Genomic DNA, 22,838 nt, shown 5'->3' with positions numbered 1-22,838 from the left:
ATCCTTCATCCCTTATAATTCCACCTTTTATTTTACTTCCTATAATCCACCTGCTTTCTCAACTGATCCATTTCTTTGGAAAAGTCGAAGCTTCGGCTTAGGCGTTCGAGTTTCTTTTGGAGGTTTTCCAAAAACTTCATGTGCGCTGGGCTGTCGGGATTGAAAGGTCGGTGGGCTAATTCTCTTTTGATATTTTCTACTTCTTGGATAGTGACAAATGACTTTGGATCAATCCAGGAATTCTTAAAACGCTCCCAAATATAATCCTCCGCTTGCTCCGTGGGATGAATCATGTCCGATTTGTAAAAGCGATAATCACGGAGTTCGTCCATCAGAATCTCGTAACTCGGGAAATAATGCACATGATCGAAAGACTCTGCAATATCATGACAAGCCAATCTTAATAAGCTTTTACTGAGTTGATTCTCGGGAATCCCGTCTTTGGTATGGCGAACAGGGCTGACGGTCAAAATGATATTGGCATTGGGATTGAATTCCCTATACATATTGATAAAGCCGATGTACGTTTTATGAATTTCCTCCAAATTGAGTAATCTCTTTTCAAACAAGTCACCCGGTTGTTTGTGGCAATTGGCTACGATCTGCCCTGAAGATCCGTATTCATAAATCCATGCCGTACCAAATGTAATCAACAGGTGAGAGGCATTTTCTAGTTGCTTTTTGGTTTGTTGCTGCTTTTTGTGAATGAGACGCTCTAAGGAATCCTTGCTATATCCTGACACATCAGAATGCATCCCAAAATGAAGATAAACCGCATCCCGAATCAAGATCATATCAGTATTAACTGGCATTTCAAGCAATGCATCTTCTAACACTTGTGTGATAGAAATCGGATTAAAAAGTGTTCCGAATGGATTGTTCAACACATTAAATTTCCTGTCATGCAGTTTCTCCCCGATCATCGTAGAAAAACATGATCCAATGGCATAAAGTGAAGATTGGTGATTGATCTTCGGTTGAAACTCAGGGATATCAAAACTAGTAGTCCATTGCATGACCTAAAATTAAGGAGAATCCTTTGATATAGACAATGGTTGGGGGAAAATTATGGAGAAAGGTTTATTGAGATTTGAAGGTTGTAAGGTTTTAAAGTTGTAAGGTTGAGGGTTATTTAAGGTTTGAAAGTTGAAAGGTTATAAAGTTATAAGGTTGAGGTTTATTCAAGGTTTGAAAGTTGAAAGGTTATAAAGTTATAAGGTTGAGGTTTATTGAGGTTTGAAGGTTGAAAGGTTTTAAAGTTGTAAGGTTGAGGTTCCTCACAACCGTTCCCGAATGGGAACAAATCTCGATTGGCCCCGAGTCGCTACTCGGGGTTAAAATGATCGAATAACGCACCCTACCAACTCCGGAAGGAGTTGAATAACGCATGCTACCAACAAAAAAGTACCTGCCTGATGCAGTCAGAGTTGAATTTTATATGTATTAGGCAAAGCTTATCCCCTTACATTATGCCTCCATGGCTTGTATCCCCACAGTCCATTAATTCCAAGAAGAAAAGTCTAGCAATAAAAAAAGGTCTGTGCTAACACAGACCTTAAAGTAGGCTTTATTAATGTTCAACAACTGATCACTCAGTCCACTAATCTCCAAATTAACTGATCACCAATAACTAATTTACTAATCACTCAATCAACCGGTTCAACCATTATTTTTCACCCAATTAAACGCATTGACAAATGCCTCTACCCAAGGGGTGATTTCATCGTCTAATCTTTCTGTGGCGTAGTGTGGCCAATTCCATGGCTTCAACGAACGCTCAATGTGTGGCATAATGGCTAAATGTCTTCCGTCAGCAGATGCAATCCCTGCTACCGCATGATCTGATCCGTTTGGATTTCCTGGATATGCCTCGTAAGCGTAAGTCATCCCAACGTGATAGTCGGAAAGTGACTTTGGTAAAGAGAATTTACCTTCTCCATGCGCGATCCAAACTCCCAATCGCTGACCTTCCAAACTCTTGAACATGACCGTTTCATTTTGAGGAATGGTCACATTTACGAAAGCAGATTCAAACTTGTGAGATTCGTTGTGAAGCATTTTTGGCTTGACATCGTGTTCTGGGGTAATCAATCCCAATTCCACCATCAACTGACAGCCATTACAAACACCTAAACTCAAGGTGTCTTTTCTCGCATAGAAGTTGTCTAATGCTTGTTTTGCCTTTTCATTGTAAAGGAAGGCGCCTGCCCAGCCTTTCGCTGAACCAAGTACATCGGAATTGGAGAATCCGCCTACAAAGACGATCATCTGCACATCTTCCAAAGTTTCTCGTCCTGCAATCAAATCTGTCATGTGGACATCTTTGACGTCAAAACCTGCTAACCAAAGTGAATAAGCCATCTCACGATCTCCATTTACACCTTTCTCACGAATGATAGCCGCAGTTTTTCCTGATTTTTCTTTTCGATAAGGATTGAGGCTGAATGAATCAAAGGTTCCCTCCCATTTGGAATTAAATGAATAGGAAAGTGGCTGTGATTTGTAGTTTTCAAACCTCTCCAAAGCAAGTTTATCTCCTGACTGCTTTTTATCCAACAAATAGGAAGACTTGAACCAAGTATCACGCATTTCTGCAACATCCAACTCCATATTCAAACTTGTCAACTCAACTTTTCCAGTCATATTGACCGTTGCTAGGGCGATGTAATCGATTTCTTGATTTGCTAGGACTGCTCGTGTTCTTTCAGGATTGACCACTTGGATCAACACACCTGGGTTTTCAGCAAAAAGTGATTTTATAATATCGTTTCCAGCTAGTCGATCTGTTTTTACAGTAAGCCCAACTTTTGTTGATGGGAAAGTCATTTCTAACAAAGCGGTGATCAATCCTCCTGAAGAAATATCATGACCTGCTAAAATCTCACCTTTTTCGATCAACTTCTGCAAAGTCATAAAGGCTCTTCCAAAATAGTGATTATCCTTTACATCAGGCGTTTCAGAACCTATTTTATTTAAGATCTGATAAAAGCTCGATCCTCCGAGTTTTGGGAGATCTTTAGAAAAATCGATGTAAAACAATTTGCTTCCATCTACTGGTTTCAGGTCAGGAGAAACTGTTTTATTGATATCTGAACATTCACCAATCGATGAAATAATAACTGTTCCAGGAGAATAGACGACCTTTCCGTTAGGGTATTTTTGAGTCATGGATAGGGAATCTTTTCCTGTAGGAATATTTACTCCCAAATCAATTGCAAACTCACTTACTGCTTCTACAGCTCTGTAAAGTCTGTCATTTTCGCCTTTGTTTTTTGCTGGCCACATCCAGTTGGCACTTAGGGAAATTCCTGCCAAACCATCTTGAATCGGAGCCCAAACCAAATTGGTCAAAGCCTCAGCAATTGCTAACCTTGATCCCGCTTCTGGGTTTGCCAAAGCAGCTACAGGTGCATGACCGATAGACGTCGCGATACCTTTTTGACCCGTGTAATCTATCGCCATCACAGCGACATTATTCAATGGAACTTGAATCTCTCCTACTGTCTGCTGCTTAGCAACTCGACCTGTCACAGAGCGATCGACTTTGTTCGTCAACCAATCTTTACAAGCCACTGCCTCTAATTGAAGCACTTCAGAGATATATTGTTTCAGATGCTGAACATCAAATTCGGAATCTGCAAAATTTGAATTTCCACTCTTGTCTTCTAGAATTGTCTTTGGAGAACTGCCGAACATGTAAGACAAATTCCAATCAACTGGCTTTTCACCTGTATTTTGATTTTCGAATTTGAAGTGCATGTCACCTGTCGTCTCACCGACCACATAGAATGGTGCTCTTTCTCTTTCTGATATCTTTTGAAGCAAGTTTAGATCTTTTTCTCCAACGACAAGCCCCATTCTCTCTTGGGATTCATTGCCAATGATTTCTTTTGAAGAAAGGGTTGGATCGCCTACTGGCAATTGGTCGATGTGGATCGTTCCACCTGTAGTTTCTACCAATTCAGAAAGGCAATTCAAATGTCCGCCTGCACCGTGATCGTGAATGGAAACGATTGGATTCTCGTCAGATTCAGCCATGGCACGAATTACATTCATGATACGCTTTTGCATTTCAGGATTGGATCGCTGAATGGCATTCAATTCTATCGCATTGGAAAATTCTCCGGTAGCAACAGAAGAAACTGCACTCCCTCCCATTCCAATTCGATAATTGTCACCACCCATGATGATGATTTTATCACCTTTGGCAGGATCATTTTTCTTGCTGTATTGACTTCTTGTGAAACCAACACCACCAGCTAACATAATCACTTTATCGAAACCATGTGCCTTGCCATCTTCTTCATGTTCAAAAGTCAAAACTGACCCTGAAATCAAAGGCTGACCAAACTTATTTCCAAAATCACTCGCTCCGTTGGATGCTTTGATCAAGATATCCATAGGAGTTTGATAGAGCCAAGGACGTTCTGAAAGGTTTTTTTCCCAGCTTCTCCCCTTTTCTGAGCGCGGGTATGAAGTCATGTAAACGGCTGTTCCAGCTAATGGAATAGAGGCTGTTCCTCCAGCCATTCTGTCTCTAATTTCTCCTCCTGCACCTGTTGCAGCGCCATTGAAGGGTTCTACAGTTGTCGGGAAGTTGTGCGTCTCTGCTTTGAGAGAAATGACGGTATCAATCGTCTCAGTATCAAAAAAATCTGGTTTATCCTGTGTTTTCGGAGCGAATTGCTGTGCTCTTGGGCCTTGAACGAAGGCTACGTTATCTTTATATGCAGAGACAATTCTGTTGGGATGTCTCTTTGAGGTTTCTTTGATCAGCTGAAAGAGTGTTTTTTCTTTTTCTTCTCCATCAATGACAAATGATCCATTGAAAATCTTGTGTCGGCAATGCTCCGAATTCACTTGGCTAAATCCAAATACTTCCGAATCTGTCAAAGGTCTTTCCAGCTGCTTGGATACATTTTCTAAGTATTCTACTTCCTCTTGGCTGAGTGCCAAACCTTCAGCAGCATTGTAAGCTTTGATGTCTTCTATCTCTAGAACTTTTTCAGGCTGTGCATCAATCACAAAGATATCTTGATCCAGACCCTCATAAGCAGCCTGCAACATTGGATCAATGCTTTCATCTTTGGAAAGAGGAAAATACTCTTCTATCCTTAGAATCCCTTGAATTCCCATGTTGATGGTGATTTCCACTGCATTTGTTGACCATGGAGTGATCATTTCCTTTCGAGGTCCTGCATATCGGCCTGATACTTTATCGGATTGAATTTCTTTTGCTTCGCCAAAGAGCCAAGTAAGTTTTTCAATATCTGATTTTTGGATTGGGTGTTTGGATTGAACAGCGTAAATAACTGCCTGAGGGGATTGGAAAAAGAGAATCATGTCCTGAGTTTTGGATGTCTTTTTTTAAGAAGAATCAAAGGTACACAATTGCGTGAAAAGTAGAAAACAGAAATGATGATTGGAAAATTGAAAAATTGGAAAACTGAAAAGGTTGGAAGGTGAGGAAAGTTGTAACGTTCTAAGGTTGAGGTTTTGTTGGTGAAAAAATCTAGTATTTAAAAAAATAACCAGTAGCTATTAAACTACTGGTTATCAATTTATTTGTAAATAGTATACTTAGTCTATTGAAGGGAATTTGACAGGGTCAACTTCGTTCATCATGCTGTAAATTTTCTCTACCACATCCTCAATCGATGGTTTTGAGAAATAATCACCATCGGAAGAATAAGCAGGCCTATGTGCTTTTGCAGCTAAGGTTGCTGGTTCTGAATCTAAGTGATAATAAGCTTTTTGATCTTCAATCACTTGCTGCATCATGTAAGCCGAAGCTCCTCCCGGAACGTCTTCATCTGCAAATAATACTCTATTGGTCTTTTGGATGGATTTCCCTACCACGCCAGTCGTGTCAAACGGCAATAATGTCTGTGCATCAATTACCTCAATGTCAATCCCCAATTCACTCAATTCCTGTGCTGCATCCATGACGATTCTACACATGGAACCGTAAGTTACAACGGTCATGTCATTTCCTTCTTTCAGCACTTCAGGAACTCCCAACTGCACTTTAAACTGACCAATGTTACTTGGCATTTTTTCTTTTAATCTATAGCCATTCAGACATTCGATTACTAAAGCAGGTTCGTCAGCTTCAAGTAAGGTATTGTACATCCCTGCAGCTTGGGTCATGTCTCTAGGAACACAAATTATCATTCCTCTTAAAGAATGAAGTAACATTCCGATTGGGGAACCTGCATGCCATACTCCCTCGAGACGGTGACCTCTAGTTCGCACGATCAATGGTGCTTTTTGACCTCCTTTGGTACGGTATTGCAAAGAAGCAACATCATCCGCCAAAGTCATTAAGGCATAGTAGATGTAATCCAGATACTGAATTTCAGCCATCGGGCGAAGGCCTCTGAGCGCTGCTCCAAGTCCTTGACCGATGATGGTACATTCTCTAATTCCAGTATCTGTCACTCTCAACTCACCATATTTGGCTTGTAGTCCAGCAAAAGCCTGATTGACATCTCCAATCTTTCCTACGTCTTCACCAAAAGCAAAGAATCTTGGATCTCTTTGGAGAATATCATCAAAACAAGCTTGTAAAATTTCTCTTCCATCTACTAGTGGAGACTCCTCAGTATATTTTGGAGCCACTGCGTCGATTTTTTCTACACTGAAAATGGATTCACTATATAAATGACTGTTGTATCTGTCTTTATTTAATTCTTGTTGATGCGCATACCAAGCCCTCAAATCCGCTTTTACTGATTCAGCGTCAGTTCTTGAAAGCCACAAAGCTCTTCTAACTGTACTGATCACATCTTTTCTAATAGGATTCAAGGTCTTTTTCAAATCCTCTGCTAACTGCGTGACAGCAGTAGCATTTGAAGATTGCGGTGCCATGGCTGTAAGCAATTCTACAGCTTCTTTCAATTCATTTTTGATGCCATCAGCAAATGACTTCCAAGCTAGATCTTTTTGTTCTTTGACAAATTTCTTTGCCTCTGAATCGATCAGATCTAGTTGCTCTTCCGTGGCAATTTTTCTTTCCAGAAGAAATTCTCTGAATTTTAAGAGACAATCATGGTTTTTCTCCCATTCTAATCTTTCTGCTGATTTATAGCGCTCGTGTGAACCTGAGGTAGAATGTCCTTGTGGCTGTGTTACATCCACTACGTGAATCAATACAGGAACGTGTTCTTCTCTCGCAATTCTAGCGGCATTTTCAAATGCTCGATCTAAAGATTCATAATCCCAACCTTTGACTACGAAGATTTCATATCCTTTTTGGTCATCATTGCGCTGCAATCCCTTGAGGATTTCAGAAATGCTGCCTTTCGTCGTATGATATTCATTTGGGACAGATATTCCATAACCATCATCCCATACCGAAACGACCATAGGAACTTGAAGAACCCCTGCTGCATTGATCGATTCAAAAAACATTCCTTCTGAAGTGGATGCATTTCCAATTGTACCCCATGCCACCTCGTTTCCTTTGTTAGAAAATTCAGTTAAATCATGCAGACCTTTATTTTCTTTGAAAAGTTTAGAAGCATAAGCAAGGCCAAGCAATTTTGGCATTTGTGCGGCTGTTGGAGAAATATCAGCAGATGAATTTTTCATTTCTGCGAGATTTTTCCAAGTCCCATCATCATTCAATGATCTTGTCGCAAAATGCCCATTCATCAATCTACCCGCGGAAGCTGGATCAGCCTCAACGTCCGTATGTGCATACAATTGCGCAAAGTATTCCTTGACAGTTAATTGATCTATGGCAAACATAAAAGTCTGATCTCTATAGTAGCCAGCTCTAAAATCTCCTTTCTCGAAGTATCGAGCCATGGCCAATTGAGCCAGTTCTTTGCCGTCACCAAAAATTCCGAATTTCGCTTTACCCATGAAAACTTCCTTTCTTCCCATTAGAGAAGCCTGCCTGCTTTCTTGAGCTATACGGTAATCATTTAAAAGTTGCTCCTTATTTAGAGCCTTAGGGTTCCTGTTCTTAGATAATGTTGCCACTTCTCTCATATTAAAGTAATCTTTTAAGCTATTTTGGGTTATCACACTTGTCTTCCAAGTATTTCAAAAATAAAGAATTTTGTTATTTTTACAAACTCGAGCAGGGAATAATTTTTACATTTTTCAATAATTTATTTTGATAATAATTATTTTTAAGATTTAAAAAAGAATAAAATTTTACCATATTCTTTTTTTCGAAATATTATGAATATAAATAGGCAAATATGCCAATAGATATAAAAGTCTCAGGCCAAGAATAAAAATGCTCAGAATTATAAGTTTTAAAACCATGATTTTTGAAATTTTATTAAGAAAAACTCGATTAAAAAAAATTTAATTCTATATATCATTTGATTTCATCTTCGAATCAAAATAAGTAGGATGAATTAGAAAGAGAATCCCTATCCCTTATTATATTTGCCGCCATAATTATAACCCAAATTTACACGACATGATAATAGGTGTTCCAAAGGAGATTAAAAACAACGAAAACAGGGTTGCATTGACACCGGCAGGTGCTCAGGAGCTAGTAAAGAGAGGTCATTCTGTATTTGTTCAACATACTGCTGGTGAAGGCAGTGGATTTACTGATGATATGTACACAGAGGCTGGTGCTGCTATTCTTCCAACTATCGAAGATGTGTACGCTATCGCTGAGATGATCATGAAGGTGAAGGAACCTATCGAACCTGAATATAAATTAATCAAAGAAGGTCAGTTGTTGTTCACTTATTTCCATTTTGCATCATACGAGCCTTTGACCAAGGCAATGATCGAAAACAAGTCGGTTTGTTTGGCTTATGAAACTGTAGAGAGACCTGATAGAAGTTTGCCACTTTTGGTACCTATGTCAGAAGTTGCTGGTCGTATGGCAATCCAAAAAGGAGCGAATTACCTTGAAAAACCATTAGGTGGCAGGGGTATTTTGTTGGGTGGTGTACCGGGTGTTCTTCCTGCCAAAGTAATCATTTTAGGTGGTGGAATCGTAGGAACACAAGCTGCATGGATGGCTGCTGGACTTGGTGCGGACGTAACGATCATGGATGTATCTCTTCAGAGAATGAGATATTTGTCTGACGTGATGCCTGCCAATGTTAAGACCATGATGTCTAATGAATACAATATCAGAGAGATGATCAAAGATGCTGATTTGATCGTGGGAGCAGTATTGATCCCAGGAGCAAAAGCACCACACTTGATCACTAGAGATATGTTGACAGATATGAAAAAAGGTGCAGTATTGGTAGATGTTGCCGTGGATCAAGGTGGATGTATCGAAACATGTAAGCCAACCACTCACGAAAACCCTACTTACGTGATTGATGAGGTGGTTCATTATTGTGTGGCGAACATGCCAGGTGCAGTTCCTTACACTTCTACACTTGCATTGACAAATGCTACACTTCCTTATGCGGTACAATTGGCAGATAAAGGCTGGAAAGTAGCTGCTCAGGAAAATAAAGAGCTTGTTCCAGGACTGAATATCATCAACGGTGACGTGGTGTATAAAGCGGTTGCTGAAGCATTCAATTTGGATTACGTACCAGTTGACAAATACTTAGCTGACTAATTATTCGCTAAAATATATATTTAAAAAAAGCCTCTCTGATGTATATCGGGAGGCTTTTTTTGTAAGAAGTCAGAGAAAAGAAGCAAGAGCCAAGAGGGAAGATTTAAATTTTAGAGGGTAGATCTTAGATTTTAGATTTAAGAGGGTAGATTATAGATTTACCACAAAGGTGGCACAAGGACACAAAGGCAGTTTTATAGTCATATCGAACGCATGTGAGATATCTCTTTGTGATTTTAGAAGGTAGATTTTAGATTTTAGAGGGTAGATTATAGATTTACCACAAAGGTGGCACAAGAACACAATGGTAAGTTTTATGGTCATATCGAATGCATGTGAGATATCTCTTTGTGATTTTAGAAGGTAGATTTTAGATTTTAGATTTAAGAGGGTAGATTTTAGATTTACCACAAAGGTGGCACAAGGACACAAAGGCAGTTTTATGGTCATATCGAACGCATGTGAGATATCTCTTTGTGATTTTAGAAGGTAAATTTTAGATTTTACGCATGTGAGATATCTCGATCTGCTCGATATGACGTGTCCCTAAATAAATAGTGTTTATCTGTGTCCATCTGTGGTAAAAAAATTGGCGAAAGATTTCTAAAAGTTCATCAACAATCCTACTCCATTTGGAGTGATTCCAATATGATTCATGATCGTAGGGAGTTCTTTGCCATGAATATTGTGAAAAACATACTTGATCGCATCGAAACTCATCAAAAATGCTCCTTGCAAAATTACAGATTTACCAAAACCTTTAAATTGATCTTTGTCTAATCGTCTACCTCTTTCTAATAAATACAATCCACCAGCCATATACCCCAAATCCAAAGCAGCGTTGACCAGCAATATTTTTTCAATGCTGTTTTGTGCATTCATCGTTTCCCAAAATTCTGAACTCGGCACTTCATTCATCGCTGAGTAATATCCAAAACCAGCAATCGCCAAATTAACCGTATTCCAGTAGATGTTCATTTGATGAAAAGCTTTTGTCTCCCCTGCTGTTCTTCCAGCCATGATCCCGCCCAAAGCAATATTTCCTAAAGCCCATGAACCTAGGATGATCATTCCTGATTTGTTGTAATCGATTCTCACTTGATTGAACTCCGTCAGTTTTGTGGGAACGTCCTGCGCTTGAACCAATGTAATTGCAAACAAGAAAAATAAGATTGCTAGAAATGCAGGTTTGAAATTTTGATTTTGAATCATAGTTTTTCTTTTTTAAAGTTTTTAGAGTTGATTTTGTTTTCAATCAACCCATCAAGAGCATTTGTTTTTCATAAGCAAAAGCAATTAACCTCGCCCCAAAAAACACCAGTATTATTGCCACCACCCTATTCATATTTACCATAAATTTCGGCGTGACAAATGGTTTCAATTGCTTGGCTACAAATGCTTTCAAAAGATCAATTCCAAAAACTACAAACAATATCCCAAAATAATATAGAAATACATCTGATGATGAAAAAGAATCTTTGAGATTGACTACTCCAGCGATCGAAATCCAAAAAAGTAATACAAAAGGATTGATTCCATTGATGCTAAATCCTTTCATAAATGCAGTTCTCTTTTTTGGTTTGAGAATTTGAAAACCTGCGGAATTAGGTCTTGAACCCCCTTTTTTGAAAAAAGTAACGATCCCAAAGCCAATCAAAACTGCCGCTCCGAGATAGCCAAGTATCACCTCAAAGTAAGGATTTTGAGCAAAAATACTGACACTAAAATAAGTGATCAAAACATAAATAAGATCGCTTGTTAGTATTCCGAATGCTAAAATTGCGGTATTTCTAAATCCACTTTGAATGGAGTTTTGAATCAGGGTAAAAAATACTGGACCAATCATCGCTGACAGCAACAAGCCCATACTGATCCCTTCAAGTAATGCCTGATTTATCATCATTTAAGACTATGATTTTGCAGAAAATTCAACCAAGATGTTTGCTTTTCACCTTTGAGAACTCTCGGGAATTTATTCTGTCCTCCCTCCTTGCCTTCTGATTTCATCCATGCGTAAAATAAAGATGGGGAAATAGCCGTAACATTCACTTCTTTAAGCGCATGTTTTCTCTCAACTGCATAGTCATCATTAAGAAAGCTTAATTTTTCATCGAGTTTAACTTTCATTTCTGAAATATCTACTTGATCTTCTGTTCCGATAAACCAATGATGCGCAAACAAACTACCATGTGGCAAACCCAGCACAGTAAATTCACGGATATCAATATTCATATCATCTTCCAATAGATTGATTGCCTTATTCATATTATCCACAGAAAGATGCTCCCCACATAGGCTCAAAAAATGCTTTGTTCTGCCTGTGATGACGATTTCGCTTTCTTCTTTGGAGACAAACTTGATGACATCGCCAATCAAATACCTCCACGCACCTGCACAAGTACAAATCAAAAGTGCATACTCTTTTCCCTCTTCAATTTCATCAATTTTGAGGGTTTGAGCATTTTCTTTCACCTCTCCGTTATGGTCAAAGTTTTGATCATTGAAAGGGATAAATTCATGGAAAATTCCCGTATTTAAAACTAAGCGCATGGATTTTTGATCCGGCTTGGCCTGAAATGCCAAAAAACCCTCGGAAGCCAAATAGGTCTCCATGTAAATCAAAGGTCTATCTAATAGCTTTTCAAAACCACGTCTATAAGGTTCAAATGAAACACCTCCATGAACAAATATGTGTAAGTTAGGCCAAATATCATGAATTGTTTTTACTTGATATTTTTCAACGATTTTTTCCATCAAAATCTGCAGCCAAGCGGGTACGCCAACGATGATTCCAATATCCCACTTGGGAGCATTTTGGACGATTTGATCCAACTTTTGACCCCAATCTTTATTCTTAGCTATCTTTTTTCCTGGCTTATAAAAACGCTGAAACCAGATCGGCAATCTTCCTGTAGTAATTCCACTTAAATCCCCAGAAAAGTATGTTCCATTGAATTCCAAATCCGTACTTCCACCGAGCATCAAAATACCCTTAGACAACAAATGATCGGGGATTTCATATTTAGAAAGAGAAAGAATCTGTCTCACTCCCGTTTTTCGAATCGCCTTCACCATATCCTTAGAAATGGGGATAAACTTAGAAGCCGCTCCTGATGTCCCTGAGCTCAATGCAAAATATCTAATCGCTCCAGGCCAAGTGATATTTTTCTCTCCATTTTTAAGCTTGTGCCACCACTCTTCATAGATTTTATCATAATTGTAAATCGGTACTTGCTTAGAAAAATGAGTATAAAAATCATGATCTCCATTTTTGAAACTTTTGAGAATCTGATCAAATTCGTACTTTTTCCCAATTTCTGTTTTAGCCGCTTTGATTAAAAGTTTTTGTAGCGTCTTCTTTTGTAACTCCAAAGGCGCACTGAATTCTTGCTCGAGAGATTCTCTCAATCTGATCCCTTTTTTTAGTAATGTCCCTAATATTGCCATATCTTTGTTTAGGTACCTGAAACAATTGAAATATCAAATTTAAGGGAATGAGTATCAAAGAAAACTTAATTGAAATAAAAAATACTTTTGTAAATTCTGATTGCCTTCTCGTTGCGGTCAGTAAAACCAAACCAATAGAAGCCCTAAAAGAAGCTTATGCTGCTGGAATAAGGGATTTTGGAGAGAATAAAGTTCAAGAAATAGTGGACAAGCAGCCACAAATGCCAGAAGACACCCAATGGCATATGATCGGTCACCTTCAGCGGAACAAGGTTAAATATATTGCTCCGTTTATTCACTTGATCCATGGCGTAGACTCTTTCAAACTGCTCAAAGAGATCAATAAAGAAGCTAAAAAATCCGATCGCATCATCCCTTGTTTACTACAAATGCACATTGCCAAAGAAGAGAGTAAATTTGGATTTGATGATGCTGAAATGGAAGAAATGCTTCAAAGTGATGAAATCAAACAACTGCAACATGTCAAAATCGTTGGGTTGATGGGAATGGCTACATTTACGGAAAATGAAGTGGTAATCAGAAAAGAGTTTAAAGGTTTGAAATCACTGTTTGACGACTTGAAATCGAAAGAACTTCCACAAAATTTTGACTTAAAAGAAATTTCTATGGGCATGAGTGGAGATTACATCATTGCACAAGAAGAAGGAAGTACGATGGTGAGGATCGGTTCGGCGATTTTCGGAAGTAGAAATTAGAAGATTGAGCGATAGGTTATAAGGTTAATAGGTTTAAAGGTTTAAAAGTTGGCTTGCGCGGGAGTAGGATTCGTGCAGCCTTTAAATATAGATTTGGAAATTACTACTCAAAGAACATTACAACTTTTCAAATTCTAACTTTACAAATAATTAAGAAACTATGAATATATACATAAAAATAGGGGCGGTTCTGGGAGCTTTGGCTGTGGGGATCGGGGCATTTGGAGCACATAGTTTGGCAGGGATTTTAGCTGAGTATGGGAGAACTGAAACTTTCGAGACAGCTGTAAAATATCATTTTTATCATACCCTAGCAATTGCCCTTATCGGAGTTTTGAAAATTCAATTTCCCGATAACAAAAAATTAAATTTCTCAGGATATTTCTTCCTATTAGGGATTATCATTTTTTCAGGATCGCTTTACGTGATGTCCTTAACAGGAATCACCTGGCTTGGAGCCATTACTCCAATTGGAGGTGTGGCATTTATCTTGGGATGGGTTTATCTATTCTTATCAAGCAATTCAGCTAAAGTTAATTCATGATGTTTAAAAAAGCTTTTTTATCCGTTTTACTAACGGTTACTTTTATTTTCATTGGATTTTCTCAAAATGAATCGAGAGAAGATAGCGTTTCTTTAAGATATCAAAAGCTTCATTCACTTCTTGGACCTAACACATTTTTCGACAATCATTTGACTGGCTTTATGCTCTATGATTTGGATAGTCAGTGGGTGCATTACGAGAAAAACAGCCATATGAATTTCATTCCAGCTTCCACAACAAAGCTTCTTACTTTTTATGCTTCCCTGATGGTGATGAATAATCAAACCAATACCTTTCGCTATACCACCAACGGTAATGAAATTACAATTTGGGGTTCTGGAGACCCTTCTTGGAAATACAATATTTTGCCCCAGCCTAAAGTTGAGGAATTTCTAAAACCCTACAGCAAGGTATTTTATTCAGATCAAAACTGGAATGATACCCCCTTTGGATATGGATGGCAGTGGGATGACTATTATTATGCCTATTCTGCAGAACGCTCTCCTCTGCCCATTTATGGAAATATCGTGACTTTTAGAAATGTTAACCGCATTCCTCAAGCTAGCATTTCTTCTTTCAAAACCGAGTCTAAAAACATCGGTGGTAACCTAACTACCGTGAGAAGAGATTTTCATAGCAACACTTTTTACTACAATCCAAGGACTTACACCAATCCAGGGCCGATCTTGCCATTTGTCACATCTCCAGAACTTACTGTCACCCTATTGCGCGATATCCTTCAGAAACCTGTTGAATTGGTCAATACAAAACTACCTTCCAACAGCCAAACATTTCATGGAGGCTCCATGCGTCCGCTTTTGAAAGAAATGTTGCAGGAAAGCGATAATTTTATTGCAGAGCAAATCCTCCTAATGGTTTCTGATCAGATGTTGGGAGAATTGAATAGTGAAAAAGCCATAGAAAACGTTTTGAAAAAGTATTTAGATGATCTTCCGGATAAACCGCAATGGGTAGATGGCTCGGGGCTTTCGAGACATAATCTAGTCACGCCAAGAAGTATGATCAGGCTAATTGAAAAAATCGATCAAACTATCCCAAGAATTGAGCTGATTAACCTTCTTCCTCAAGGTGGAATTAATGGAACATTAAAAAATAATTACAAAGGATCCAAACCCTATGTATTTGCCAAAACGGGGACAATCAGTAACAATCATGCTTTGGTCGGCATCATCAAATCAAAAAGTGACCGCTATTATGCCTTTGCATTTTTGAACAACAATTACCTCAACAAGGCGAGTGAAGTTAGAAGAGAAATGGAAAAAGTCTTAGTCTTCATTAGAGATAATTATTAAGAAATATGATTATCCGCAATGACACCCGTTTGTGATTTTATCACAAATAATCTTGGGGATAATTGTCAAATACCGACAGCTAAAGGTTCATAGCACCTTAAATTTAGGATTTAATTTATTTTAAGTGGCTACCGTTGTAAAAGCGGATATACATATCAGGAAATAAATTTAGCTTTATAAATCATTCTTGAAATTGAATAGAAATGAATAAAAGAAACTTTATCAAATCACTTGGCCTTACGCTTGGAGCTGTTCCATTTTTTGCTTTTGATAATCTAAAAGAAGAAAGGTCTAGTTCTATTTCACTCCTGCCTAAATCTCTCAAAAAAGGCGATACCGTAGGATTGATCAGCCCTTCTTCGGCTACAGCAGAGCGCATTCAGTTTATGTTTGCTCAGGAAGCTTTAGAGGCTTTGGGATTCAGAGTGAAACTTGGGGAAAATCTCAAAAACCGTCGAGGTCATCTTGCTGGAACGGATGAAGAAAGAGCAGGTGATTTGAATAGCATGTTCGCCGATGATGAAGTAAAAGCTATTATTTGTATCCGTGGAGGTTCTGGAGCGGCGAGAATCCTCCCAATGATCGATTACAAATCAATTAAAAAGAATCCAAAACCACTTCTTGGCTATTCTGATATCACTGCCTTGCATAATGCCATTCATGCAAAAACAGGCTTAATTACTTTTCATGGACCCAATGGAACTGGAAGCTGGAATAATTTCAATGTACAGCAATTCGAAAATATCTTTTTTGACAAAGCGTTGACCACTTTCCAAAATGAAGTTCAAAAAGGGGATGATTTGGTCATCAAAAATAATAGAACAATCACCCTAAAATCAGGTACAGTAGAAGGAAAAATCCTGGGAGGAAATCTTACTGTACTCACTGCACTTTCCGGAACACCCTATTTGCCTGACTTCAAAGATTCCATTCTTTTTATTGAAGACATTGGCGAAGACCCATACAAAATCGACCGGATGATGAGCACCTTAAAACTCAATGGTACTTTAGATCAGATCAAGGGATTTGTCTTTGGTCAATGTACTGACTGCACTCCATCGGGTGGCTATGGTTCACTTACATTGGATGATGTATTGGATGATTATATTCTTCCATTGGGAATCCCTGCATACAAAGGCGCTATGATTGGGCATATCCAAAAGCAATTTATCATCCCTGTTGGTGCAAGAGTAAAACTCGATGCAGATGCAGGTACTTTGACTATGCTAGAAACAATATTTCAATAAAACCTTATGAAAAAAACTCACTTAATAGCTAGCCTTTTCCTCGTATTGGGACAATGGAGCTGTATTTCTACCCAGAATATTTCAAAACAAAATCAAAATATGGATTCAGATAAAATGACATATTTGGCACTTGGTGATTCTTATACCATCGGAGAGGGTGTTGAGGCGAAAGACCGCTATCCCCATCAGGCAGTGGAAATGCTCGAGGCATCGGGAATTGTTTTTTCAGAGCCAAAAATCATCGCCACTACAGGTTGGACAACTGATGAATTGAAAAAAGGTATTCAAGCTTCAGATGTCAACGGAAAAACTTACGATTTGGTCACTTTACTGATTGGAGTAAACAATCAATATCGAGGAAGACCTGTTGACAATTACCGAAGTGAATTTCGACAACTTTTGGAAGATACCATCGCTTTTGCAAAAGGAGATAAAAGTCATGTCGTGGTGCTTTCAATTCCAGATTGGGGAGTTACACCTTTTGCGGTAAACAGGGGTTCGGATCAAGAAAAAGTAGCGCGCGAAATTGATCAATACAACCAAGCAAAAAAAGAAATTACAGAAGAAATTGGCGTTACCTATATCGATATTACTGAACATTACAGAATCAATGGGATGAAGCCTGAGTCAGTTGTCTCAGACCAACTCCATCCAAGTGGTTTGATTTATCAATATTGGGCGGAAAAATTGGTGGAGATTGTTGAGGTAATGGAGTTTTAATATTCAGATGTTCATCAACCAAAATCACTATCTAAGAGGTATCTAACAGTTAAATAGAGAAATTTCCTTATCTAACAACCATAAAATAAGGAAAAAAAACGCCTAGATTTTCGGGTCAAAAGAGTCGTTCTTAAAAGTTATTTTCAAATTTGAGCCCTTTTTATGTAAGTTCGTTGTATTAATGAAAATTCAAAAAGAAAAATATGTCCAAAACTAAAATAACCGTAAATCCCAATGGCTTTCTAAAAGTAGAAGGGGATTTTGAAATTGTTGACAATCAGGGTAACGCCTATGGCCTTCAAGGAAGAACCACATTAGGACTCTGCAGGTGTGGTCACTCTAATAATAAACCTTTTTGTGATGGTTCGCATAGAGGTAATTTCGAGCACGAAGCGACATCCTTTGATTTACCTCCAAAGAAAGTATAAAACAGTCTTAAGTAGCAAACAAACTCGAGATAACAAGTTAGATCGTTTTTAGTCTTGAAGCTACAGAGTAAGTCTTTATGCGTTTAATTGAGAGTCAATAGACCGCATGCGGACACAGCATTACCTAGCAAAAGCCCTGATTGATATACGAATCAATCAGGGCTTTTTATTTAGGGTTTTCTCTAATATGCTAAATATTAATGTCAGATATCTTCAAAATAATCTGTCCCAAATTCATATTTTTTTTTGTTATCGAATTTTTCCTCCAATCGCTCAATCCGTCACTCAAGGTGTCTTATCCCATTTTAATTGAATTTATATTAAGATTCTGCTTCATTGGCGGAGTTTTTGAGCTTTTTAGTATTGAGGGACAAGCCCTTTTCTAAATTACATGTTTAACCTAAATCTAATCAAATGGAAATTTTTAATAGAAATGCTTTTATCAATCTATCCAAAAAGAAGGGGAATCCCTTTGTAAGTATTTATAGTCCTACATCAAGACAGAGTTCTGAAGGTTATAAAAAAGATCAGATTCATTTCAAGAATCAATTGCAAGAAGTCACTATCAAATTGGAGAAAGATCATAATATTGAAAATAAGGAAATCAAAAACTTACTTTCTCCAGCTTTTGAACTTTTGGATGACCAGACTTTCTGGCAAAATAATTCAGATATGTTGGCATGCTTTATTTCATCCGAAGGCATGGAAGTAATCAAAGTACCCATTGATCTAGAAAATGGTCAAAATTTCATTGGCGAGAAACCTTTGTTATTGCCTATGATTCCTGAATTGTCAGATGATGGACATTACTACATCTTATTGCTCAATCTTGATAAGAACCTATTGTATGAAGCTACAAGAAATACAGTACAAGAAATCATCCTAGACCGTGAAGAGGTAGCGGTGTCTTTTACCACTGAAGAAAAGGAAGATGAAAATCAAAAACAATTGCAGGGTCAGGGAGGGTCTGGCAATGCAGGTGCAATGTATCACGGGCATGACGGTGGTTCTGATGAAGTGAAAAAAGTCACCATTCTAAATTATTTCCACAGAATGACCAATATGCTTGAGCCCAAGCTAAATAACAATCCACTACCGCTAGTTTTGGCTGGAGTCGATTACCTTATTCCTATTTTCAAAGAAGCAACCAAATACAATCACCTCTTGGATGGGCATGTGAGTGGTGCTTATGGCGAAAAAGACATGATGACCTTACATCAAAAATCTTGGGAGGTAGTCGCACCATTTTTTGAAAAAGAAAGAATCAAGAGAAAAGAGGCTTTCAACCAAAAGGCTGCAGACGGACTTGCAATAAGTAATGATAATTTAAAAATCATCAAAGCTGCTCTGACTGGCGGAATAGATACGCTTTTGGTGAATATGAACCACAAACATCTTTTCGGAACTTACGATCCTGAAACCCACCAAATCAACGTGTCTGAAAAGCAAGAGAACACGGGGCATTGTCTGATAGATGAAGCTGCCGCGAGAACAGTTGAATATAAAGGCAAAGTATATATGGTAGAAGAGGAAAACATGCCTGAAGAAGCACAAGTTGCAGCGATACTCAGGTATCCTTTATAATCAAAAATCTTATTTCATTAACCCAAAAAAGACAGGAAATCCTGTCTTTTTTGGGTTAAATAATATGCTTAGATTTCCCAAAAGACATACTCAAAAAATAAGGATTTCAGCAGTTCAGGTTTCGTAATAGAATATCTCCTGTTTTTTTTAAAATTGAGAAAAAAAAACTTGTTTTAACATGAAAATTATATAATCTCAAATCTTTTTTATAAGTCCTATCTGCTCTCTTTCTTATGAGAAAGAATTGTATTTGACATAAAAAGACTTAGTACTAACTTCCCTAAGAACCCTCCAATAAGAGCAGGAAAAAAAGCATTGAGGCCACAAATTATTATTTCGAAAGGAGCAAGGTTATGAGATGTTGAATCCCAAAATGCAACATCAAATATTATTCTGGCTAAAACAGCCATAATAACCCCAAGGGAAACAAAATTGGCAATTTTGAGAGGTTTTTCTTTGAGATAAATTTTAATAAAAAAAGAAGATAGAAAAGCTCCAACTCCCATAATCAGATAAATGCTTACTCCAAACAAGTCTTGTTGATTATATGGTTGAAACCAATATGCTATCCCTCCTAATAATAGTCCTATTAATGAGATCGCAATTGTTATTTTATATTTCATAAAACAAATATTAATTTTATATTTTTATAAATATACCAAATAATATTTTACATTACCAAGAATATATAAACCTATAATACAAATATCACGGACAAGACATAAAAAAAGCAGACCCGATCTCAGGTCTGCTTTTTAAATTATTTTAAATTCTCTTAATTTCCTTTTGGAAGGACATTAGAGATCAGGGATACTTTTTCGATTGGCTCGGCAGCATTGGAGTAAACTCTTACTACGGAGTTTTGCTTGCCCATTTTACCGGCAGAGTTGAATACAACTTTCATTTCTCCTTTTTCTCCTGGTGCGATTGGAGTTTTTGGCCAGTTAGGTGCAGTACATCCGCAAGTCACTGCTACATTAGAAATCACCAAAGGCGCATCTCCTGTGTTTTCGAAGATAAATTTATGTTCTACCTTATCCCCCTGAGTAATATCTCCGAAGTCGATAGATTTTTCTTTAAAGATGATCTGAGCACCTTTTTTTTCTTGGGCTTGTACTGCTATTGCAAACAGTGCCATTACCATGATTAATACTAACTTTTTCATTGCTCTAAGTTTTAATTTATTCTTTGTTTTCTATATTCTAATTTAAAATTACTCAATCAACTAATCACTAATCAAACAAATAACTTAATTCACTATTACTCCAATTCACTATTTTCTGAATTAAGGTAAAACCTAGGATGAAAGTTCACCATGAATACTTCTTTTGTTGCTCTGGTCACCGCAGTGTAGAGCCATCTGATGTATTCATGATCCACTTGCTCCTCTGTCAGGTATCCTTGATCGACAAATACTGCCTCCCACTGTCCTCCTTGTGATTTGTGACAAGTCAATGCATACGCAAATTTAACTTGTAAGGCCGAAAGATAAGGATCTTTTTTTATCAAATCCATCCTTTCTCCTTTGTTGGCTACATCTGCATAATCCTCTGCCACTTCTTGGTAGAGGTTTTTATATTGCTCCACACTCAAAGCTGGAGTTGGGCTGTGGAGCGTATCCAAAATCACCTTCGCTTCAAAGTAAGGTTCGTCTGGATAATCTATTAGCTTCAATTCTAATGTTGCAAATCTCAAGCCATACAATTCTTCAAAAGAACGAATTTTTGCAACTTCCACAAAATCCCCATTAGCAAGAAAATTCACCTTGTCTGAATCTGCCATATAGGTATAATTGTTTTTGACAATCATCAACATATCACCTGCAGAAATTTCCTCTTCATAAAAGTGGATGGTTCTTCGAATGTATTCATTGTACTGTACTGCCATTTTGTTAGATCGGGTAACTATGATGGTATTTTCCACGCCATATTTATCATAAGCATACCTTAAGCCATCTTCCAATCTTTCTCCGGTCATTTTGAAGAAATCCTTGAATCCCTTGGTATAAAAACCAATCACAGGTTTCTCTTGCAGCACCTGACCTCTTAGCAAAGTGGCATTATACAAGATGCCAGAATTAAGTTGCTGCCGCATGACTTCTTGCAGTTCTGTATCCTCCACGGCTAGTCTAAAATTCCGAATCAAATAACTCTTATCCAATGCCGGACTTAGTGAGCTACCAACAGGAGGAAGCTGTGCAGTATCACCCACCAGCAAAAGTCTGTTGGTGGATTCTTGAAAAACAAACCGAACCAAATCTCTTAACAAACTTCCTGCTCCATCATCTGCAAGCATGGAAGCTTCATCGACGATAAAAACTGTGTTTTTGTAATAATTTTTCATCAAATCAAAGCCCATCGTCAATTCAGGTGAATTGCCTTTTGGGCGATAGATAATTTTGTGAATGGTAAAACCAGATTTCCCTGAATAATTACTCATTACTTTCGCCGCGCGTCCTGTTGGCGCTAAAAGCAAAGACTTCATATTTAGTCTTGGAAGAGAGTTTACCAATGCAGAAATCACAGAGGTCTTTCCCGTACCCGCATATCCTCTCAAAATAAATGTGCTTCCCTCAGCTACTTCGGTTTTGAGAAAGTGATCCATCTTCAAAAAAAATGAAAGCTGTCCCGAAGTAGGTTCATGGGGGAAATTTCTTTGGAGTAAAATAGAAGGCTTTGTATTGACTTGATTATCTTTATCGTTCATTAATCACGAAGCTAAGTCTAAAATGACGAAATTGGAAAAAGAAATTGAGGAGAAATTTGGGGGAAGACTGAGAACACGTGTCAATGGCGTATTGATCCAAGATGAGAAAATTTTGATGATCAAGCATAAAATGGGCGAAAACAAATTTCTTTGGAATGTGCCTGGCGGAGGAATGAAATACGGGAGTTCTGTTGCTGAGAATTTAAAAAGAGAATACCTTGAAGAAACAGGTTTAGAAATCAAAGTTGGGAATTTCCTATGTACTTATGAATATCTGCACAAACCTCTACATGCTGTGGAGCTTTATTTTGAAGTTGAAGCGATCGGTGGGGAACTTAAAATGGGCAAAGATCCAGAACTGTCTGATGATCTTCAATTGATCACAGAAATGAGCTTTCTTGACATCGATAATCTTGCGTTTATCAAAAAAGAAGAAAAACATCGGCTATTTTGGGGAATAAAATCACTGAATGATGTGAGAATGTGGAAAGGATATTTTAATTTTGAAAATAATTATCTAAAATAGCACTTTAATAAATATACCATCAACCTTATTTAGCAGATTAAATCAATC

General features: G+C 37.8%; 18 protein-coding genes. 9 read left to right on the top strand and 9 right to left on the bottom strand.

The genetic code is table 11. From position 1 onward, the window contains the following. Positions 1 to 32: 32 nt before the first annotated feature. The 3 genes from IEV57_RS07305 to IEV57_RS07295 all read right to left on the bottom strand — a co-directional run bounded on the left by IEV57_RS07305 (position 33) and on the right by IEV57_RS07295 (position 7,998). Positions 33 to 1,016, bottom strand: coding sequence for a GSCFA domain-containing protein (locus IEV57_RS07305; protein ID WP_188441177.1), 984 nt, complete (start codon positions 1,014 to 1,016; stop codon positions 33 to 35). A 643-nt stretch (positions 1,017 to 1,659) separates the two neighbouring features. Then, entirely contained in the window at positions 1,660 to 5,343 is a 3,684-nt protein-coding gene (purL, locus tag IEV57_RS07300; RefSeq protein ID WP_188441175.1) for a phosphoribosylformylglycinamidine synthase, read from the bottom strand. A 237-nt stretch (positions 5,344 to 5,580) separates the two neighbouring features. Beyond that, positions 5,581 to 7,998, bottom strand: coding sequence for an alpha-ketoacid dehydrogenase subunit alpha/beta (locus IEV57_RS07295; protein WP_188441173.1), 2,418 nt, complete (start codon positions 7,996 to 7,998; stop codon positions 5,581 to 5,583). A 442-nt stretch (positions 7,999 to 8,440) separates the two neighbouring features. Between IEV57_RS07295 and ald the strand changes: the two genes are divergently transcribed. Further along, positions 8,441 to 9,559: an alanine dehydrogenase gene (gene ald / locus IEV57_RS07290; RefSeq protein ID WP_188441171.1), complete on the top strand. Its 1,119-nt coding sequence runs from the start codon at positions 8,441 to 8,443 to the stop codon at positions 9,557 to 9,559. A 603-nt stretch (positions 9,560 to 10,162) separates the two neighbouring features. On the opposite strand, the gene IEV57_RS07285 is transcribed toward ald, so the two are convergent. The 3 genes from IEV57_RS07285 to IEV57_RS07275 are packed head-to-tail and all read right to left on the bottom strand — an operon-like array spanning position 10,163 to position 13,006. Beyond that, positions 10,163 to 10,771: a DUF6992 family protein gene (locus tag IEV57_RS07285; RefSeq protein ID WP_188441169.1), complete on the bottom strand. Its 609-nt coding sequence runs from the start codon at positions 10,769 to 10,771 to the stop codon at positions 10,163 to 10,165. A 43-nt stretch (positions 10,772 to 10,814) separates the two neighbouring features. After that, positions 10,815 to 11,462: a LysE family translocator gene (locus IEV57_RS07280; protein ID WP_262916527.1), complete on the bottom strand. Its 648-nt coding sequence runs from the start codon at positions 11,460 to 11,462 to the stop codon at positions 10,815 to 10,817. Further along, positions 11,459 to 13,006 (bottom strand): GH3 family acyl-acid amido synthetase, encoded by a 1,548-nt coding sequence (locus IEV57_RS07275; protein WP_188441167.1) that lies wholly within the window; start codon positions 13,004 to 13,006, stop codon positions 11,459 to 11,461. Before IEV57_RS07275 ends, IEV57_RS07280 begins: the two co-directional genes overlap by 4 nt. Positions 13,007 to 13,053: 47 nt before the next feature. Between IEV57_RS07275 and IEV57_RS07270 the strand changes: the two genes are divergently transcribed. From IEV57_RS07270 to IEV57_RS07240, 7 genes are all read left to right on the top strand, one after another. After that, positions 13,054 to 13,722 (top strand): YggS family pyridoxal phosphate-dependent enzyme, encoded by a 669-nt coding sequence (locus tag IEV57_RS07270; RefSeq protein WP_188441165.1) that lies wholly within the window; start codon positions 13,054 to 13,056, stop codon positions 13,720 to 13,722. A 160-nt stretch (positions 13,723 to 13,882) separates the two neighbouring features. Continuing rightward, the gene (locus IEV57_RS07265; protein WP_188441163.1) at positions 13,883 to 14,266 is read left to right on the top strand and encodes a DUF423 domain-containing protein; all 384 of its coding nucleotides are present in this window, start codon (positions 13,883 to 13,885) and stop codon (positions 14,264 to 14,266) included. After that, positions 14,263 to 15,579, top strand: coding sequence for a D-alanyl-D-alanine carboxypeptidase/D-alanyl-D-alanine-endopeptidase (locus IEV57_RS07260; RefSeq protein WP_229744260.1), 1,317 nt, complete (start codon positions 14,263 to 14,265; stop codon positions 15,577 to 15,579). Before IEV57_RS07265 ends, IEV57_RS07260 begins: the two co-directional genes overlap by 4 nt. A 203-nt stretch (positions 15,580 to 15,782) precedes the next feature. Next, positions 15,783 to 16,826 carry a S66 peptidase family protein gene (locus tag IEV57_RS07255; RefSeq protein WP_188441161.1) on the top strand — a complete coding sequence of 348 codons (1,044 nt, stop codon included), beginning with the start codon at positions 15,783 to 15,785 and terminating at the stop codon, positions 16,824 to 16,826. 6 nt (positions 16,827 to 16,832) lie between these two features. Next, entirely contained in the window at positions 16,833 to 17,546 is a 714-nt protein-coding gene (locus IEV57_RS07250) for an SGNH/GDSL hydrolase family protein (protein WP_188441159.1), read from the top strand. A gap of 203 nt (positions 17,547 to 17,749) precedes the next feature. After that, the gene (locus IEV57_RS07245) at positions 17,750 to 17,974 is read left to right on the top strand and encodes a CDGSH iron-sulfur domain-containing protein (RefSeq protein WP_188441157.1); all 225 of its coding nucleotides are present in this window, start codon (positions 17,750 to 17,752) and stop codon (positions 17,972 to 17,974) included. 414 nt (positions 17,975 to 18,388) lie between these two features. Then, entirely contained in the window at positions 18,389 to 19,558 is a 1,170-nt protein-coding gene (locus IEV57_RS07240) for a baeRF7 domain-containing protein (protein ID WP_188441155.1), read from the top strand. A 215-nt stretch (positions 19,559 to 19,773) separates the two neighbouring features. On the opposite strand, the gene IEV57_RS07235 is transcribed toward IEV57_RS07240, so the two are convergent. From IEV57_RS07235 to IEV57_RS07225, 3 genes are all read right to left on the bottom strand, one after another. Continuing rightward, positions 19,774 to 20,181 carry a hypothetical protein gene (locus tag IEV57_RS07235; RefSeq protein ID WP_188441153.1) on the bottom strand — a complete coding sequence of 136 codons (408 nt, stop codon included), beginning with the start codon at positions 20,179 to 20,181 and terminating at the stop codon, positions 19,774 to 19,776. A 152-nt stretch (positions 20,182 to 20,333) separates the two neighbouring features. Continuing rightward, positions 20,334 to 20,723, bottom strand: coding sequence for a DUF1573 domain-containing protein (locus tag IEV57_RS07230; RefSeq protein ID WP_188441151.1), 390 nt, complete (start codon positions 20,721 to 20,723; stop codon positions 20,334 to 20,336). A gap of 95 nt (positions 20,724 to 20,818) precedes the next feature. Continuing rightward, complete coding sequence (locus IEV57_RS07225; protein ID WP_188441149.1) at positions 20,819 to 22,264, bottom strand: ATP-dependent DNA helicase; 1,446 nt, start codon at positions 22,262 to 22,264, stop codon at positions 20,819 to 20,821. 22 nt (positions 22,265 to 22,286) lie between these two features. Here IEV57_RS07225 and IEV57_RS07220 point away from each other — a divergent pair, with 22 nt between their 5' ends. Beyond that, entirely contained in the window at positions 22,287 to 22,790 is a 504-nt protein-coding gene (locus tag IEV57_RS07220) for an NUDIX domain-containing protein (protein ID WP_188441147.1), read from the top strand. The last annotated feature ends 48 nt before the right edge of the window (positions 22,791 to 22,838 follow it).

Origin of the sequence: Belliella aquatica (assembly GCF_014637795.1) — a bacterium.
In the GTDB taxonomy this organism is placed as follows: Bacteria; Bacteroidota; Bacteroidia; order Cytophagales; family Cyclobacteriaceae; genus Belliella; species Belliella aquatica.
The sequence above is the reverse complement of the archived record's forward strand: the minus strand, read 5'-3'. Positions and strand labels throughout refer to the sequence as shown.